Source organism: Castellaniella sp., assembly GCF_034674885.1.
Classification (GTDB): domain Bacteria; phylum Pseudomonadota; class Gammaproteobacteria; order Burkholderiales; family Burkholderiaceae_B; genus Castellaniella.
This window is the reverse complement of sequence record NZ_JAUCDS010000001.1, coordinates 90,180-105,810: the sequence shown is the minus strand read 5'-3', so window position 1 is coordinate 105,810 and position 15,631 is coordinate 90,180. Positions and strand designations below refer to the sequence as shown.

Below are 15,631 nucleotides of genomic sequence, written 5' to 3'. Positions count from 1 at the left end.
GGCGGTTTGCGGCATCTGGCCGCAGCGGCGCGCGAGCCGCTGCTCGAGGTCCGGGAACTCGAATCCTGTTACGGGCGCATCCAGGCGCTCAAGGGCCTCGATCTCGAGGTCTTCAAGGGCGAGCTCGTGGCCCTGGTCGGGGCCAACGGCGCGGGCAAGACCACGTTCCTGCGCACCTTGTCCGGCATCCAGCCCATGAGCGCCGGCCGGATCCGTTTCGCCGGGCAGGATCTGTCCCGGGTGCGGGCCGATCGGCGGGTGCGGGCCGGCATCTGCCACAGCCCCGAAGGCCGCCAGGTCTTCGGCCCCCTGTCGATCGAGGACAATCTGCGCCTGGGCGCCTATCTGCGGCCCGTCGCCCAGGTGGATGAAGACCTGGATCGCGTCTATGCCATGTTCCCGGTCCTGCGTGAAAAGCGGCGCCTGCCCGCCGGGACGCTGTCGGGGGGGCAGCAGCAGATGCTGGCCATCAGCAGGGCGCTGATGGGCCGGCCGCGCCTGCTGCTGCTCGACGAGCCGTCGATGGGCCTGGCTCCTCTGCTGGTCGAAGAAGTCTTCAACGTCATCCGCACGCTCAAGGCCCAGGGCATCACCATTCTGCTGGTCGAGCAAAACGCCTTTGCTGCGTTGGGCATCGCCGACCGAGCCTATGTCCTGGAGACCGGCCGTATCGTGTTGTCGGGCACCGGACAGGACATGATCCGCAATGAGCAGGTGCGCGCTGCGTACCTGGGCATGTGACACACCACTGAGGATTCCATCATGAACAAACAATTCGCATCCATCGCCGACCTGGAGGAAAAGAAGACCACTTTTTCCCGACTGTCCGAGCACTGCTGGTCCTATACCGCCGAAGGCGACCCGAACACCGGCGTCGTCATCGGCGAAGAGGCCGTCCTGATTTGCGACACGCTGGCCACCCCGGTCATGGCGCGACGGCTGATCGAGGAAATCCGCAAGGTCACCGCCAAGCCCATCAAGTACGCCGTGCTGTCGCATTACCATGCCGTCAGAGTGCTGGGGGCCTCGGCCTACCGCGCCGAGGGGCTGCAGGAGATCATTGCCAGCCAGGGCACCTACGAGATGATCGTAGAGCGCGGCGCCCAGGACATGCAGTCCGAATATGAACGTTTCCCGCGCCTGTTTCAGGCCTTCGAGTCCATTCCGGGCCTGACGTGGCCGACGCTGGTCCTGCAGGACGGCATCAGCCTGTGGATGGGACGAGATCTGGAAGTCCGCGTCTTTCATCCCGGCGCGGGCCATACCCGGGGCGATACCGTGGTGTGGGTGCCTTCCGAGAAAGTCCTGTTCTCCGGGGATCTGGTTGAATATGACGCGGCCTGCTATACCGGTGACGCCCAGCTGGCCGATTGGCCGGCTACCCTGGACGCGCTGGCCGCCCTGGGGGCGGAAAAACTGGTGCCGGGCCGGGGGCCTGCGCTGGAAACACCGGAACGGGTCGCTGCCGGCCTGGCCTACACGCGGGACTTCGTCTCCACACTGTATTCGTCCGCCTGCGAGGCGCACGCGCGCGGGATGGATCTGAAGCAGGCCATGGCGCACATTCGCAGCGCCATGGACCCGAAGTTCGCCCAGGTCTTCATCTACGAGCATTGCCTGCCCTTCGACGTCGTCCGCGCCATGGACGAGGCCAGCGGCATCCGCCACCCGCGCATCTGGACGGCCGAACGCGACCAGGAAATGTGGCATGGCCTGCAAGCAGAACACTGATCGGGCGGCGGACATCGCGGCGTCGAGATCGCGATCCGCCCCAGAGGAGACATGACCATGCTCAGTACTTATCAGTACCAGAAGTTCGAATACCGTTCGCCGCGCGAACTGGGGGCGGGCGCAGCCGTGCGCCATCCGGTGGTGGTCGTGGGGGCCGGCCCGGTCGGCCTGGCGGCCGCCATCGATCTCGCCCAGCAGGATGTGCCCGTGCTGCTGCTGGACGATGACGATACCGTCTCGGTGGGGTCGCGCGGCGTCTGCTATGCCAAGCGGGCACTGGAAGTGCTGGACCGCCTGGGAGTGGCCGATCCCTGCGTGGACAAGGGCGTCAGCTGGAACGTGGGGCGGACTTTCTTTCGCAGCGAAGAGGTCTACAGCTTCAACCTGCTGCCCCAGTCGGATCATCACCGGCCGGGCATGATCAATCTGCAGCAATACTACCTGGAAGAATACCTGGTGAAGCGGGCCCAGTCCCTGCCGTCCCTGGATCTGCGGTTCCGCAACAAAGTCGTGTCCATGCGCGCGCTGGATGACGGTGTCGCACTTCAGGTCGAGACGCCGGACGGCACCTATGCGATCGAGGCCGACTGGCTCATTGCGGCCGACGGTGCCCGCAGTCCCATCCGTCGCATGATGGGCCTGGAAGCCGAGGGCAAGGTCTTCATGGACCGCTTCCTGATCGCCGATGTGGTCATGAAGGCCGATTTTCCTGCCGAACGCTGGTTCTGGTTCGACCCGCCTTTTCACCCCGGCCAGTCGGTGCTGCTGCACCACCAGGCGGACAATGTTTGGCGTATCGACTTCCAGCTCGGCTGGGATGCCGACCCGGAAGAAGAGAAACGCCCGGAAAAAGTCATCCCGCGCATCAGGGCCATGCTGGGGGAAGAGCACGAATTCGAACTCGAATGGGTCAGCGTCTACACGTTCCAGTGCCGCCGCATGGCGAAGTTCCGACATGGGCGGGTGCTGTTCGTCGGCGATGCAGCCCACCAGGTTTCGCCGTTCGGCGCGCGCGGGGCCAATTCAGGCATCCAGGATACGGACAACCTGATCTGGAAGCTGCGGCTGGTCATGGAGGGCAAGGCTCCGGACCGTCTGCTGGATACCTATTCCGACGAACGGACCTTCGCGGCCGACGAGAACCTGTTGAATTCCACGCGATCGACGGATTTCATCACCCCCAAGACCAAGACATCGCTGGCATTCCGCAATGCCGTGCTGGACCTGGCGCGCCATTATCCGTTTGCCCGGGCGCTGGTGAACTCGGGGCGCCTGTCGGTACCGGCGATTCTGGGGGATTCCGTCCTGAACACGCCCGACGAGGCCGGTTTTGCCGGCGAGATGGCGCCTGGGGCTCCCTGTGACGACAGCCCCCTGAGAGCCCAGGTCGATCATTTCTGGTTGCTGGGTCGGCTGGGCAACCGTTTCCAGCTATTGGTCTACGTGGACAAGCCGAGCGACGTATCCCAGGTCGATGCCCTGCAGGCACTGATGTCCGGACCGCTGCCGGTGGACGTGGTTCTCGTGACACCATCGGGCGGGCGTTCGCCGCATGGGTTCAGGGTCTTCGAGGATTACACCGGGCGTTTCGCCGAACGCTATGACGCCCAACCCGGCTCGGCCTGGCTGATTCGCCCCGACCAGCACATCGTGGCCCGCTGGCGAGTCCTGGACACCCAGCGGGTCCGCCAGGCGCTGGCACGCGCCACCTGCAACCAGGAGTGAACCCCATGGGACTGAGCCTGAACCTGAATTTCGGCGAACCTGGACGCCATTACGCGCGCGCCTACACGCCCGGCGATGATTTTTATGAAGAACTGATCAATCTGCATCACGATCTCAGCGACGAGCAGAGCGTGCAGGTCAATGCCCGCCTGATCCTGTTGTTGGCCAACCATATCGGCGATCTGACGATTCTGCGCGAGGCCATGGCGATCGCGCGCCAGGATCTCTGACCGTCTTCAGGGATGCCGACGGCCCTCTCGCCGGTATCCGGACGAGAGGGCCGTCGGCGCATGAACCGAAGATGAATGGCGCATCAGGCCCGGAACCAGCCTTTGCGGATCGGCCAGGCGAAGATCCAGCGGTAGGGCAGCTCGATCAGCGCGCGCAGGCCCGGCACCACCTGCCGGCGCAGCGGCAGGCACAGCAGCGCCGCGATGATGGCGTTCAGCAGGGCGCCGGCCATGTCCAGCGGCCAGTGGATCCCCATGTAGATGCGGGCCCAGGCCACTGCCAGGCCCAGCAGCCCCAGCACCCAGGCCGCCCGGCGCTGTGCGCCATGGGCCCACAGGCCGGCGCACAGCGCCCAGATGAAGCTCAGGTGGTTGCTGGGGAATGATGCCGTCGGTGCGTGGGGCAGGTACTGGTGTCCGATGCCTACGACAAAAGGCCGAGGATGGAACCAGAGCTTGCCGACCAGCCAGGACAGGAACATGGCCACCACGGCAGTCAGAACCGCCTGCACCAGGGCATCCCGGCCCGCCGTGTCGGTTCGCAGCCAGTTCAGGACTACATACAGCGGAAACACGTAGACCAGGACGTTGGCCAGGAATGCCCCCAGCGTCAGGCTGAAGGCGGAAGGGTCTGTGGCGTTGATCCACAGAAACAGGGTCTGATTCAGGTGGTCCATGTGGGTGTCCTACCGTACCGTGTGTGCAGGTACGGCAGCATACACCGGAGTCCCGGGCGCCGGCGTTACCGGCTGTATGGCCGGGTGCCGGCGGCAAAGACCGAGGGCCTATCCGGGTTGCCGCGCTTCAGGTGGTTGAACAGCAGGTTCAGCAGGATCGCCATGATGGCGGTGGAACTGATGCCTGAATGGAAGATCGTCGCCACCCAATCGGGGAAGTGGTTGTAGAACTGCGGGGCGGCGATGGGGATCATGCCGAAGCCCACCGACGTTGCGACGATGATCAGGTTCATGCCGTCTTCGTAGTCGACCTTGGCCAGGGTGCGGATGCCGCTGGCGGCCACTGTGCCGAACAGCACCAGGCCGGCCCCGCCCAGCACGGCGGCGGGCACGGTGGCGATCAGACGGCCCATCACCGGCAACAGTCCCAGGACCAGCAGGATGACTCCGCTGGTGGCCACGACGAAGCGGCTCTTCACGCCAGTGACGGCGACCAGGCCGACGTTCTGAGCGAAGGCGCTTTGCGTGAAGGATCCGAATGCCGGTGCGATCAGGCTGGATACCATGTCGGCGCGCAGGCCGTCGCCCAGGCGGCGGGAATTGATCGGGGTCTTGATGATGTCGCTCACCGCCAGGATGTCGGCAGACGTTTCCACCAGTACCACCAGAATCACGATGAACATGGACAGGATTGCGGCCGGGTGGAATTCCGGCAGGCCGAAGTGAAACAGCGTGGGCAGGGCGAAGGTCGGGCCGTCGGCGACGCGAGAGAAATCCGTCATGTCCGCCGCCCAGGCGATCAGCGTGCCCAGCGCCATGGCCAGCAGGATGGACAGGCGCGAGACGGTGGCATTGCCCAACTTGCTGAGCAGCAGCACGATCGCCAGCGTGACGGCAGCCAGGCCGATATTGGCGGTGCTGCCAAAATCCGGCGCCTTGGCGTTGCCGCCCATGGCCCAGTGTGCGGCCACCGGCATCAGGGACAGACCGATGGTGGTGATGACCGAGCCCGTGACCAGCGGCGGGAAGAAGCGGATGATCCGGGAGAATACCGGCGTGATCAGCAGGCCCAGCAGCGCGGCCGCCATGACGGCCCCGAAGACCGACGGCAGGTCGCCGCCGGACGTCAGGATGGCCAGGATCGTGGCCACGCTGGCGAACGACACCCCCTGCACCAACGGCAGCTGGCAGCCGAAAAATGGAATTCCCAGGGTCTGAACCAGGGTGGCCAGTCCACCCATGAACAGGCAGGAAGCGATCAGGATGCCGATTTCGGCAGGCGCCAGGCCGGCGGCCTGGCCGACGATCAGCGGCACGGCGATGATGCCGCCGTACATGGTCAGCACGTGCTGGAATCCGTACAGGATGTTGGCGGGCAGGCCCAGGCGTTCGTCTTCCGGGCGTTGGGATTGGGGGCGGGTCGGGGTGTGCAAAGCAGTCTCCATCCTGATGGTCGTCGTGGATCGGCCCTGGTATCGTGACGCGCGATGGGGTCGTTGACGGGTGCCTCTGATGTGCCCAGAGCGAGCAGGTCGGCGGTTGCGACTCGGGTCTATTGTGAACGCCGGGAAGGACGATGAGGCGCGCGGCAGCCCATATCCACTATCGTCATGTTCTTATATTGGCCGGGGTCCATCGGTATTTCTGCTAATCTCGCTGGATCGAATCCTTGCCTCCTGCGATGGTGCGGTTGATGGCAATATGCTTATTTCCAGATGGAATCGAAGATATGAGTACCCAGGCTCTTCCCGACGATCAGCAGTCTTCGGTGTCCGGCCCCGACTTGCCGGGCCTGTTCGAAGCCTCGCCTATGGCGTTCTGGTTGGAAGACTACAGCGCGCTGCATGCCTTGTTCCATCGCCTGCGCGAAGCCGGTGTCCAGGACATCCGGCCCTGGCTGCTGCAGGATCGCAGCCGCCTGGCCGAATGCGCCGGCATGATGAGCGTCCTGCGGGTCAATCGCCAGACCCTGCGCATGTACCAGGCCGATTCCCAGGAAGCGCTGCTGGCGCGTCTGGGGGATGTATTTCGCGACGACATGCACGACGGCTTCCTGGAAGAACTGGACCAGCTGTGGCGCGGGGCGACCGAATTCCACGGGGTGACCGTCAATTACACGCTGTCGGGCAAGCGCCTGGACCTGTCACTGAAGGGCGTGCTGCTGCCGCAGGAGCGCCAGCCCTGGGACCGGATCCTGGTGTCCATGGAAGACGTGACCGAACTGCAGAACCTGAAGCGCCAGGCGCAGGACAGCGCCCGCGATGCCCGGGAATTCTTCCAGCAGGCGCCGGTGTCCCTGTGGGTCGAGGATTTCAGCGCCATCAAGCGCCTGTTCGATGAATTGCGCGGATTGGGCGTCAGCGATTTCCGCACGTTCCTGGACGTGCACCAGGAATTCGTGGACCGCTGCCTGCAGGAAATCCGGGTGCTGGACGTCAACGACTACACCCTGAAGATGTTCAAGGCATCTTCACGAGCCGATCTGCTGGCGCGCCTGAGCGACGTGCTGCACGATGAAACCCGCACGACGTTTGCCGAGCAGTTGATCGATCTCTGGGAAGGCCGGTTGTTTCATCAGAAAGAGGTCCAGAACCGCACGCTGCAAGGCGACGTGCTGTATATCCATCTGCAGTTGTCCGTGTTCCAGGGCTGCGAAGACGACTGGTCCCAGGTGCTGGTGTCGCTCACCGACATTACCGCACGCAAGAAGGCCGAGGCCTACCTTGAATACCTGGGCCAGCACGACGTGCTCACGCAGCTGAAGAATCGTTCCTTCTTCGTCGACGAGCTGGCGCGCCTGGCGCGCAAGCGCACGCCGGTAGTGGCCTTCATCGCTCTGGACCTGAACAATCTGAAGCGCACCAACGACGAATCCGGCCATGCTGCCGGCGACGATCTGCTGCGCCGCTTCGGCGAGGTCCTGAACAAGGCCGTCGACCGGCCCGGCCAAGCCGCCAGGATCGGCGGCGACGAGTTCATGGTGCTGCTGCCGGGCATGGACGAAACCGCCGCCCAGGTGGTGCTGGACAACATTCGCGCGCTGGTGGAACTGAACAATCAGTACTACAGCGGCACACCCCTGAGCGTCTCAGCGGGCCTGGCCATCAGCCGGCACCATGCCGACCTGGAATTGGCCATGAAGGAGGCCGATCAGGCCATGTACGCCGACAAGATCGCCTACTACCAGACGCATGAGCGTCGTCGCTCTGCGGCAGATGCCGGGATCGGCAGCAGCGTCAATGGGCCTGGGCAGCGGTCCGACGCGGCTGGATCGTGATGAGCCCCGGCAGATCGGCGGCTTCCAGGATGCGACGCACGCGGTCTTGCCAGATCTGTGCGAATTCCTGTTTCTGCGAGTCGTTTGCCTGGCCCGACAGCACTTTCTGCAGCAGCGGCATGGCAGCGGGTGCGGGTGGCACACCCTGGGCGCTGTAGGACACGACCACGCTGGCTCCGGTGTCCCGGCGGGTGAAACCGATTTCCCCCGGCAGATCCTGGTCGAACGCCAGCAGTTGGCGACGATCGTAGCGGCCGGCCAGACCTTTGAACCCCGTATCCGTCGTCGACCCCGTGACCAGGCTGACGACGTTGGCGATCACCCCGGTGACGCCGTTGGTGGCGCTGTCGGCGAATTCCACCAGGATGTTGCCGCGTTCGGGCAGCGAGTCGGGATACAGCGCTCGCAGCGCCTTGACCGTCATCAGCCACGCGCCTGCCACGGTGGGGCAGGAATGGCCGGCCAGGCGCACGGCGTCCTCATAACCGTATTCGATCCGGCCGTCGTCGGACGCGCCCAGCAACTGGGCCAGGGGGTCATGCAGCGCGATGCGCGGTGCCTGGGTGAAAAATGCGGGAAATGTCATGATGGAACTCCGGAAACCTTCGGTGATGGACCAGTGTAGGGGGCGACCCGGCCCCTGCGGCCTTTAACCCTGAGGAATGTCCGGTCGTTTCCGTCCCTGGATCATGACAAGCGTCAAGATCGGGAATGCTTTCATCGGTGCGGGGCGGCGGCGCCCAAAGCCCTTCTGGTCAACGGGGCAGGATGGAGCTCCTGGAGGGATTGCGTGTAAGATGGGTTGAATCAGGTCGGCCGGGGCCCAGGGGTGCCGGTCGGCCTCAAAATGACGACCCAGGAGGACTTGCAATGGCTCATCCCAATAGTTTCGGCGCGCGGACAACTCTGGATGTGGGGGGCAAGTCCTACCATATCTATCGGTTGGCAGCCCTGAAAGACCATGGACTGGATCCGTCCCGCCTGCCGTACGGCCTGAAGATCCTGCTGGAAAACCTGCTGCGCACCGAAGACGGCGGCGACGTTACGGCCGACGACATCCGCGCGCTGGCGTCCTGGGATCCGAATGCCCAGCCCAATCGCGAAATCTCCTTCACACCGGCCCGGGTGATCCTGCAGGATTTCACCGGGGTGCCTGCCGTGGTCGATCTGGCCGCCATGCGCCAGGCCATGCAGGCCCTGGGGGGCGAACCTGATCGCATCAATCCGCTGGCACCGGTGGAACTGGTGATCGATCACTCGGTCATCGTGGACGATTTCGGCCATAACGACTCCTATCGCCGCAACGTCGAAATCGAATACCAGCGCAACGTCGAACGCTACAAGTTCCTGCGTTGGGGCCAGACGGCCTTCGACGGGTTCCGCGTTGTCCCGCCCAGTACCGGCATCGTGCACCAGGTCAATCTGGAACACCTGGCCCGTGGCGTGTTCACCCGCCAGGTCGATGGCATCACCGAAGCCTATCCCGACACCTGTGTCGGCACCGACTCGCACACGCCCATGGTCAACGGCCTGGGCGTGGTGGCGTGGGGCGTGGGCGGCATCGAGGCCGAGGCCGCCATGCTGGGCCAGCCGATTTCCATGCTGATTCCGCGCGTCGTGGGATTCAAGCTCTCGGGCGCGCTGCCCGAAGGCACCACCGCCACCGACCTGGTGCTGACCATCACCGACATGCTGCGCAAGCACGGCGTGGTGGGCAAGTTCGTCGAATTCTATGGGCCGGGGGTGGCGGCCGTGCCGCTGGCCAACCGCGCCACCATCGGCAACATGAGCCCGGAATATGGTTCCACGATCTCGATCTTCCCGATCGACGACGAGACCCTGAACTACATGCGTTTTACCGGGCGTTCGGCCGAGCAGGTTGCGCTGGTCGAGACCTACGCCAAGGCCCAGGGCCTGTGGCACGACCCGCAGCACGAACCCATCTATTCCGAACGGCTCGAACTCGATCTGGGCACGGTCGTCCCGTCCATTGCCGGGCCGAAGCGCCCGCAGGACCGTATCCTGCTGTCCGAATCCAAACCCTCCTTCCAGAAATCCCTGAAGGCGCTGCCCGGCTCGCCGACGTCCAAGCCTGCTGCCGTTCACATGGGCGACGGCGTCGACTTCGAGATCGACCATGGGGCCGTGGCCATTGCGGCCATCACGTCCTGCACCAACACGTCCAATCCGGCGGTGATGGTGGCGGCCGGCCTGCTGGCCAAAAAGGCAGTGGAACGTGGCCTGAAACGCAAGCCCTGGGTCAAGACATCCCTGGCTCCGGGATCTCGCGTGGTCACCGACTACTACGAAAAAGCCGACCTGATGAAATACCTGGATGCCCTGGGTTTCAATCTGGTGGGCTACGGCTGCACGACCTGTATCGGCAATTCGGGTCCGCTGATTCCCGAAGTCTCCGAGGCAGTCCGGGCCAATGACCTGGCCGTCACATCGGTGCTGTCGGGCAACCGCAACTTCGAAGGGCGTATCCATTCCGAAGTCAAGATGAACTATCTGATGTCTCCGCCGCTGGTGGTGGCGTATGCGCTGGCCGGGTCCATGGACTTCGATCTGTACAAGACGCCCCTGGGGCAGGATCAGAACGGCGCGGACGTGTATCTGCGCGACATCTGGCCCAGCAGCCAGGAAGTCCAGGACGTCATCCAGTCCTCGATCACGGCGGAAATGTACACGCGCGGCTATTCGGACGTCTTCGCGGGCAACGACGCCTGGCGCAACCTGCCCACCCCCGAGGGCAATCTGTATCGCTGGGATGACGAGTCCACCTACGTGCGCAACCCGCCGTATTTCGAAGGCATGCGCCGTGACCCGGACCCGGTGCACGACATCCGGGGGGCGAGGGTGCTGGCGAAACTGGGCGACTCGGTCACTACCGACCACATCAGCCCGGCCGGCTCGATCGCCAAAGACTCACCGGCAGCCAAATATCTGCAATCGCAGGGCGTGCAACCCAAGGACTTCAATTCCTACGGGTCGCGCCGCGGCAACCACGAAGTCATGATACGCGGCACCTTTGCCAACGTGCGCCTGCGCAACCAGATCGCCCCGGATACCGAAGGCGGCTGGACGCGTGACTTCACCCAGGACGGCGCCCCGGTGGCGACGATTTTCGACGCTTCGCAGAATTACCAAAAGGCTGGCGTGCCGCTGGTGATCCTGGCCGGCAAGGAATACGGTTCGGGCTCGTCGCGCGACTGGGCGGCCAAGGGCACCGTGCTGCTGGGGGTGCGGGCCGTCATCGCCGAATCCTACGAACGGATCCACCGCTCGAACCTGATCGGTATGGGCGTGTTGCCGCTGCAGTTCCCGGAAGGCCAGAACGCCGATTCCATGGGCCTGCGCGGCAAGGAGACCTTTGAGATCACCGGGATCGAGGCCTTCAACGAAGGCAAGACCCCGAAAACCGTGCATGTGAAGGCGGGCAACGTGGAATTCGACGCGTTGGTGCGTATCGATACGCCCAGCGAGGCTGCATATTACCGGCACGGCGGGATCCTGCAGTACGCGATCCGGCAGTTGTTGAACTGATAGGGGCGGCCTGCAGGCCGCTTGGATGATTCAGGCACAGGACCGTCCGCAGGGACCCTTTTAAAGTTGGGGCATCCCTCCACCGCGCGGCCTGCAGGCCGCTTGGATGATTCAGGCAAAAAAGGGTCCGCAGGGACCCTTTTTAGTCCTGAATCATCCCTCCATCAAATGGAAGCGGTCGGGGTCGGGGCCGATGCGGCCATCGTTGCGGTCCAGGGTGGCGATGCGGGCCATGGCGGCATCGTCCAGGTACAGATTCCACAGATTGAAGTTTTCCTGGATTCGCTCTGCATGGGTGGATTTGGGGATCACGATACGACCCATCTGGATGTGCCAGCGCAGGATCACCTGGGCGGGCGTGGCCTGGAGTTCGTGAGCGATGGACTGGATCACGGGGTCCTGCAGCACCTGGCCCTGGCCCAGCGGGCTCCAGGCCTCGGTCAGGATCTCATGGTCGGCGTGGTAGGCCTGCAGTTCGGTCTGCTGGAAATACGGGTGCAGTTCGATCTGGTTGACCACGGGCAGCACACCGGTCTTGTCCAGCAGCTTTTGCAGGTGCTCCACCTGGAAGTTGCAGACGCCAATGGATTTTGCCCGTCCCTCGTCGTGCAGCTGGATCAGGGCCTCCCAGGCTTCCAGATAGCGGTTTTCCTTGGGGATCGGCCAGTGGATCAGGTACAGATCGACGTAGTCCAGCTGCAGACGGTCCAGGCTTTCCTGCAGCGCCGCTTTGGCGCTTTCGCGGTCATGGCGGTTGTTCCAGAGTTTGGTCGTCACGAACAGATCTTCGCGGGGGATACCGCATTCGGCGATGCCCTGGCCGACCTCGGTTTCATTGTGGTAGATATACGCAGTATCGATGGCGCGGTAGCCGGCCTGGACCGCCGCCCGGACGGCCGGGGCGGTGTGCTCTCCGGTGACTTGCCAGGTGCCCAGACCCAGTTGCGGGATTCGCCGTCCGTCGTGAAACGTCAGATACGGTTGATTGGATGACATGAAGGTCTCCGTGATGATTCAGTCACTGGCCCTGGGGGCCTGCGATGACCGACAATGATTCTTTTTCGAAGGTAGACCAATGAGTGTACATAGTCAGGTGCAGCGCGTCACGGTACCCCAGCTGATGTCTTACAAAGGGACACGCAAGATTGCCGCGCTGACCGCCTACATCGCCCCCATTGCCCGGTTGCTGGACGAGGCCGTGGACATGATCCTGGTCGGGGATTCCACTGCCATGGTGGGATACGCGCTGCCCGATACCCTGTCGATCTCGACGCAGACGATGGCGGCGCATGCCGCAGCCGTCGTGCGGGCCACGCAGCAGGCCTGCGTGATCGTGGACATGCCGTTCGGCAGCTACCAGCAGTCACCCGCCCAGGCCTTTGCCAATGCCGCGTCCATGCTGTCGGCCAGCGGGGTGTCGGGCGTCAAGCTGGAAGGCGGCCGGGTGATGGCCGAGACCACCCGGTTCCTGGTCGATCGGGGCGTCCCGGTGCTGGCGCACGTGGGCCTGATGCCGCAGTACGTCAATACCATGGGCGGCTTCAAGGCCCAGGGCATGACGGACCAGGCCGCCCGTCTCATCCTTGAGGATGCTCGCGCCCATGCCCAGGCAGGAGCGTTCGGGGTCGTCCTGGAGGGCATCAGCGAGCCCCTGGCGCGCGAGATCACCGCCGACCTGGACATTCCCACGATCGGCATAGGCGCTTCCCCTGCGTGCGATGGTCAGATCCTGGTCACGGAAGACATCCTGGGGCTCAGCGGCGACCGCATTCCCAAGTTCGCCCGGCGTTTCGCCGACGCGGGCCAGGTCATCCGCGACGCTGCGCGCGACTACGCTCAATCGGTGAGGGAGGAAACCTTTCCCACGCTTGATCACTGCTTTGGCGTGCGCCGTAAGAATTAACATGACGATACCAATCGTTTCACTTTGGGGGGGCGCGCCGCGCGCGACCCACTTCCTCTCTTGCCCTTATGGAAATCCGCCAACTTGAGGCGCTCAATGCCGTCGTTGCCAGTGGCAGCGTGACGGCTGCCGGCCGCCAGCTGGGGCGCTCCCAGCCCGTCGTCAGTCGCCAGATCAGTGATCTCGAAGGCGAACTGGGCTTCGTGCTGTTCGAACGCACCCGGCCCATCATCACCCTGACCGAAGCCGGGGCCGAGTTCTATCGCGAGGTGCGCGGCATCCTGGCGGATCTGCAGCAGCTCGAATCCAGGGTGATGGGCATGCGCAGCGGCAAGGTCCGACCGTTGCGCATTCTGGCGACGTCCGACCTGGCGCGCGGCTTGCTGCCCGATGCCCTGGCCCGGATCGACCGTTTCAGCCCGGTGTTCGGCCGGAACCTGATTCTGGAAGAAGTCGTGCACGAGGTCACCGCCAGGGAAATCCTCGAAGGCCGCGCGGACTTCGCCCTGATCAACCTGCCCATCGATACCGATGGCTTGCGTGTCCACTGGTGCGGGCAGGCGCCGTGCCTGCTGGCCATGCCGGTCGGCCACATGCTGGCATCCCAGGATACCGTACGCCTCGATGACATCTGCGACACGGACATCATTACGCTCCTGAGCCGCTATCGCATGCGCTACAACCTGACCAACAGCCTGGTGCAGGCCACTGCAAGCCGCCAGCGCCGCCACATCGAGGTCGGCAGCCAGCAGACGGCGCTGGCCATGGTGCGCGCCGGCCTGGGGGTGGGCCTGATGGATCCGTTCTCAGTCCAGGGCGGGGTCCGGGATGACGTCGTGATGCGTCCGGTGCTGTCCGATGTCCATTATCGGATCGGGGTGGTGTCCCCGCTGATGCACGATCTGCCCGAAGGCACCCAGCGCCTGATTCGCGGGCTGCACAGCCACGTGCTCAAGACCATTCCCCAGTTCGTGGATACGGACACCAACGGCTTGCCGCATTCGGCGCCGCCCCCTGCCGAGACCCTGCATCTGGCCTGATGCCGCCTGCGGTATGCGATGATGTAGGCTTTCCCTCTACAGGATCTGTATCGTGACCGCGTTTTCCCCGGAAACCCTGGTGGGATGGGCCCTGGCTGTGTTGCTGGGGGGGCTGGCAGGATGGTGGCTGGCGCGTCGCCGGGTGGACGGGCTGGCGGCCGATCTGGCACACCAGACGGCCGAGCGGATCCGATTGGACACCGTGCAGGCGGCGCAGGCTCGGCAGATCGAAGATCTGCGGGCCGATCTGGCGCAGTCCGCCCAGGATCTCGCCGAGGGCCGGACGCAGGTCCAGGCGCGTGATCTGGAACTGACCCGCCTGCAGGCCGTGCACCAGGAAAAACTGGCCTTCATCCAGGAACTGCAACAGGCCTTCGACCAGTCCAAGGCCGCCATGCGCGTGGAATTCCAGAACCTTGCCAATCAGGTCCTGGAAGAAAAAGGCAAGGCGTTCGCCCAGACCAGCCAGACCTCGCTGGATGGCCTGCTGCGGCCCTTTCGCGAACAGATCGACGGTTTCCAAAAGCGCGTCAATGAAATCCACGACGCGTCCCTGCGCGGACAGACGCAGCTGGGGGCTGAAATTCGCCGTGTCCTGGATATCGGCCTGAAAATGAGCACCGAGGCCAATACCCTGGCCACCGCGCTGAAGGGTGACAAGAAAACCACCGGCAACTGGGGGGAAATCCAGCTCGAACGCAGCCTGCAGCTGGCGGGGCTGGTTCCGGGCGATCACTACCAGGCGCAGGCCAGTTTCCGGGACGAATCCGGCAATCGGCTGCAGCCCGATTTCGTCATCAAGCTGCCCGACGACAAGCACATGGTGATCGACAGCAAGGTCTCGCTGGTGGACTACGACCGCGCGATCGCAGCGCAGACCGACGCTGAACGCGAGGCGGCCCTGGCCGCACACGTACAGGCCGTGCGCCATCACATCGACGACCTGGCTCGCAAGGACTACAGCAATCTGATCGGCCTGAAGAGCCCCAGTTTCGTGCTGATGTTCATGCCCATCGAGCCGGCCTACATCGAGGCCATGAAGCACAACCGCGACCTGTTCGACTACGGCTACCGGCAGAACGTCATCATGGTGTCGCACACCACGTTGATGCCGATCCTGCGCACGGTGGCCAATCTGTGGATGATCGCTCGCAGCAACGAGCAGACCCGGGCGCTCAGCGACATGGCCGGCGGCCTGTACAACCAGGTGGCCGTCGTGGCCGAACGTCTGCAGAAACTGGGCAATACGCTGAACACCGTCAACACGCACTACAACAGCGCCGTGACCGCAGTGGCGGGCCAGCAGGGGCTGTACGGCAAGGTCAACCGCTTTGCCGAGCTGTCGGCCAAGGCCAACAAACAGATGCCGGATCTCGAGCCCATGCATGCCGACATCGAGGTCCAGCGCCTGCAGGCGGTGATTCCCGATGCGGATGCAGCGGCTTCCGGTGCGTCGGCGCTGCCGGGGCCGGATGAGCCGCCTGCGGCAGGCTGATGGGCCC

General features: G+C 64.2%; 13 protein-coding genes. 9 read left to right on the top strand and 4 right to left on the bottom strand.

Translation table 11 applies throughout. From position 1 onward, the window contains the following. Positions 1–39 precede the first annotated feature (39 nt). From VDP74_RS00505 to VDP74_RS00490, 4 genes are read left to right on the top strand one after another with little or no spacing between them, the layout of a single operon-like run. A complete protein-coding gene (locus tag VDP74_RS00505; RefSeq protein WP_322997838.1) occupies positions 40–741 on the top strand; it encodes an ABC transporter ATP-binding protein in 702 nt (233 codons plus the stop codon). Between the two features lie 21 nt (positions 742–762). Further along, positions 763–1,731 (top strand): MBL fold metallo-hydrolase, encoded by a 969-nt coding sequence (locus VDP74_RS00500; RefSeq protein ID WP_322997646.1) that lies wholly within the window; start codon positions 763–765, stop codon positions 1,729–1,731. Between the two features lie 57 nt (positions 1,732–1,788). After that, entirely contained in the window at positions 1,789–3,456 is a 1,668-nt protein-coding gene (locus tag VDP74_RS00495) for an FAD-dependent oxidoreductase (RefSeq protein WP_322997645.1), read from the top strand. 5 nt (positions 3,457–3,461) lie between these two features. Further along, the gene (locus VDP74_RS00490) at positions 3,462–3,686 is read left to right on the top strand and encodes a DUF2783 domain-containing protein (RefSeq protein ID WP_322997644.1); all 225 of its coding nucleotides are present in this window, start codon (positions 3,462–3,464) and stop codon (positions 3,684–3,686) included. An 83-nt stretch (positions 3,687–3,769) separates the two neighbouring features. Here the strand turns inward: VDP74_RS00490 and VDP74_RS00485 are convergent, their stop codons facing one another. Together VDP74_RS00485 and VDP74_RS00480 are read right to left on the bottom strand one after the other, a co-directional pair. Continuing rightward, the gene (locus tag VDP74_RS00485) at positions 3,770–4,363 is read right to left on the bottom strand and encodes a phosphatase PAP2 family protein (RefSeq protein WP_322997643.1); all 594 of its coding nucleotides are present in this window, start codon (positions 4,361–4,363) and stop codon (positions 3,770–3,772) included. A gap of 65 nt (positions 4,364–4,428) precedes the next feature. Continuing rightward, a complete protein-coding gene (locus VDP74_RS00480; RefSeq protein WP_416232904.1) occupies positions 4,429–5,796 on the bottom strand; it encodes a nucleobase:cation symporter-2 family protein in 1,368 nt (455 codons plus the stop codon). A gap of 296 nt (positions 5,797–6,092) precedes the next feature. On the opposite strand from VDP74_RS00480, the gene VDP74_RS00475 reads away from it, so the two are divergent. Further along, positions 6,093–7,640 (top strand): sensor domain-containing diguanylate cyclase, encoded by a 1,548-nt coding sequence (locus tag VDP74_RS00475; protein ID WP_322997642.1) that lies wholly within the window; start codon positions 6,093–6,095, stop codon positions 7,638–7,640. Here VDP74_RS00475 and VDP74_RS00470 read toward each other — a convergent pair. After that, positions 7,600–8,226 carry an FmdE family protein gene (locus VDP74_RS00470; protein WP_322997641.1) on the bottom strand — a complete coding sequence of 209 codons (627 nt, stop codon included), beginning with the start codon at positions 8,224–8,226 and terminating at the stop codon, positions 7,600–7,602. The two genes, VDP74_RS00475 and VDP74_RS00470, sit on opposite strands and share 41 nt — an antisense overlap. Positions 8,227–8,510: 284 nt before the next feature. Here VDP74_RS00470 and acnA point away from each other — a divergent pair, with 284 nt between their 5' ends. Continuing rightward, positions 8,511–11,186: an aconitate hydratase AcnA gene (gene acnA / locus VDP74_RS00465; RefSeq protein WP_322997640.1), complete on the top strand. Its 2,676-nt coding sequence runs from the start codon at positions 8,511–8,513 to the stop codon at positions 11,184–11,186. Between the two features lie 153 nt (positions 11,187–11,339). Here the strand turns inward: acnA and VDP74_RS00460 are convergent, their stop codons facing one another. Further along, positions 11,340–12,182 carry an aldo/keto reductase gene (locus tag VDP74_RS00460; protein WP_322997639.1) on the bottom strand — a complete coding sequence of 281 codons (843 nt, stop codon included), beginning with the start codon at positions 12,180–12,182 and terminating at the stop codon, positions 11,340–11,342. A 79-nt stretch (positions 12,183–12,261) separates the two neighbouring features. Between VDP74_RS00460 and panB the strand changes: the two genes are divergently transcribed. From panB to rmuC, 3 genes are all read left to right on the top strand, one after another. Then, complete coding sequence (panB, locus tag VDP74_RS00455; protein WP_322997638.1) at positions 12,262–13,089, top strand: 3-methyl-2-oxobutanoate hydroxymethyltransferase; 828 nt, start codon at positions 12,262–12,264, stop codon at positions 13,087–13,089. A 68-nt stretch (positions 13,090–13,157) separates the two neighbouring features. Next, positions 13,158–14,129 (top strand): LysR family transcriptional regulator, encoded by a 972-nt coding sequence (locus VDP74_RS00450; RefSeq protein WP_322997637.1) that lies wholly within the window; start codon positions 13,158–13,160, stop codon positions 14,127–14,129. Between the two features lie 52 nt (positions 14,130–14,181). Continuing rightward, positions 14,182–15,624: a DNA recombination protein RmuC gene (rmuC, locus tag VDP74_RS00445; protein WP_322997636.1), complete on the top strand. Its 1,443-nt coding sequence runs from the start codon at positions 14,182–14,184 to the stop codon at positions 15,622–15,624. The last annotated feature ends 7 nt before the right edge of the window (positions 15,625–15,631 follow it).

Bases quoted from the DNA above. Each gene is read 5' to 3' on its own strand.
- acnA (WP_322997640.1), top strand. From the start codon at position 8,511: ATGGCTCATCCCAATAGTTTCGGCGCGCGGACAACTCTGGATGTGGGG.
- VDP74_RS00460 (WP_322997639.1), bottom strand. From the start codon at position 12,182: ATGTCATCCAATCAACCGTATCTGACGTTTCACGACGGACGGCGAATC.
- VDP74_RS00485 (WP_322997643.1), bottom strand. From the start codon at position 4,363: ATGGACCACCTGAATCAGACCCTGTTTCTGTGGATCAACGCCACAGAC.
- VDP74_RS00470 (WP_322997641.1), bottom strand. From the start codon at position 8,226: ATGACATTTCCCGCATTTTTCACCCAGGCACCGCGCATCGCGCTGCAT.
- VDP74_RS00500 (WP_322997646.1), top strand. From the start codon at position 763: ATGAACAAACAATTCGCATCCATCGCCGACCTGGAGGAAAAGAAGACC.
- VDP74_RS00490 (WP_322997644.1), top strand. From the start codon at position 3,462: ATGGGACTGAGCCTGAACCTGAATTTCGGCGAACCTGGACGCCATTAC.
- VDP74_RS00495 (WP_322997645.1), top strand. From the start codon at position 1,789: ATGCTCAGTACTTATCAGTACCAGAAGTTCGAATACCGTTCGCCGCGC.
- VDP74_RS00475 (WP_322997642.1), top strand. From the start codon at position 6,093: ATGAGTACCCAGGCTCTTCCCGACGATCAGCAGTCTTCGGTGTCCGGC.
- VDP74_RS00450 (WP_322997637.1), top strand. From the start codon at position 13,158: ATGGAAATCCGCCAACTTGAGGCGCTCAATGCCGTCGTTGCCAGTGGC.
- panB (WP_322997638.1), top strand. From the start codon at position 12,262: ATGAGTGTACATAGTCAGGTGCAGCGCGTCACGGTACCCCAGCTGATG.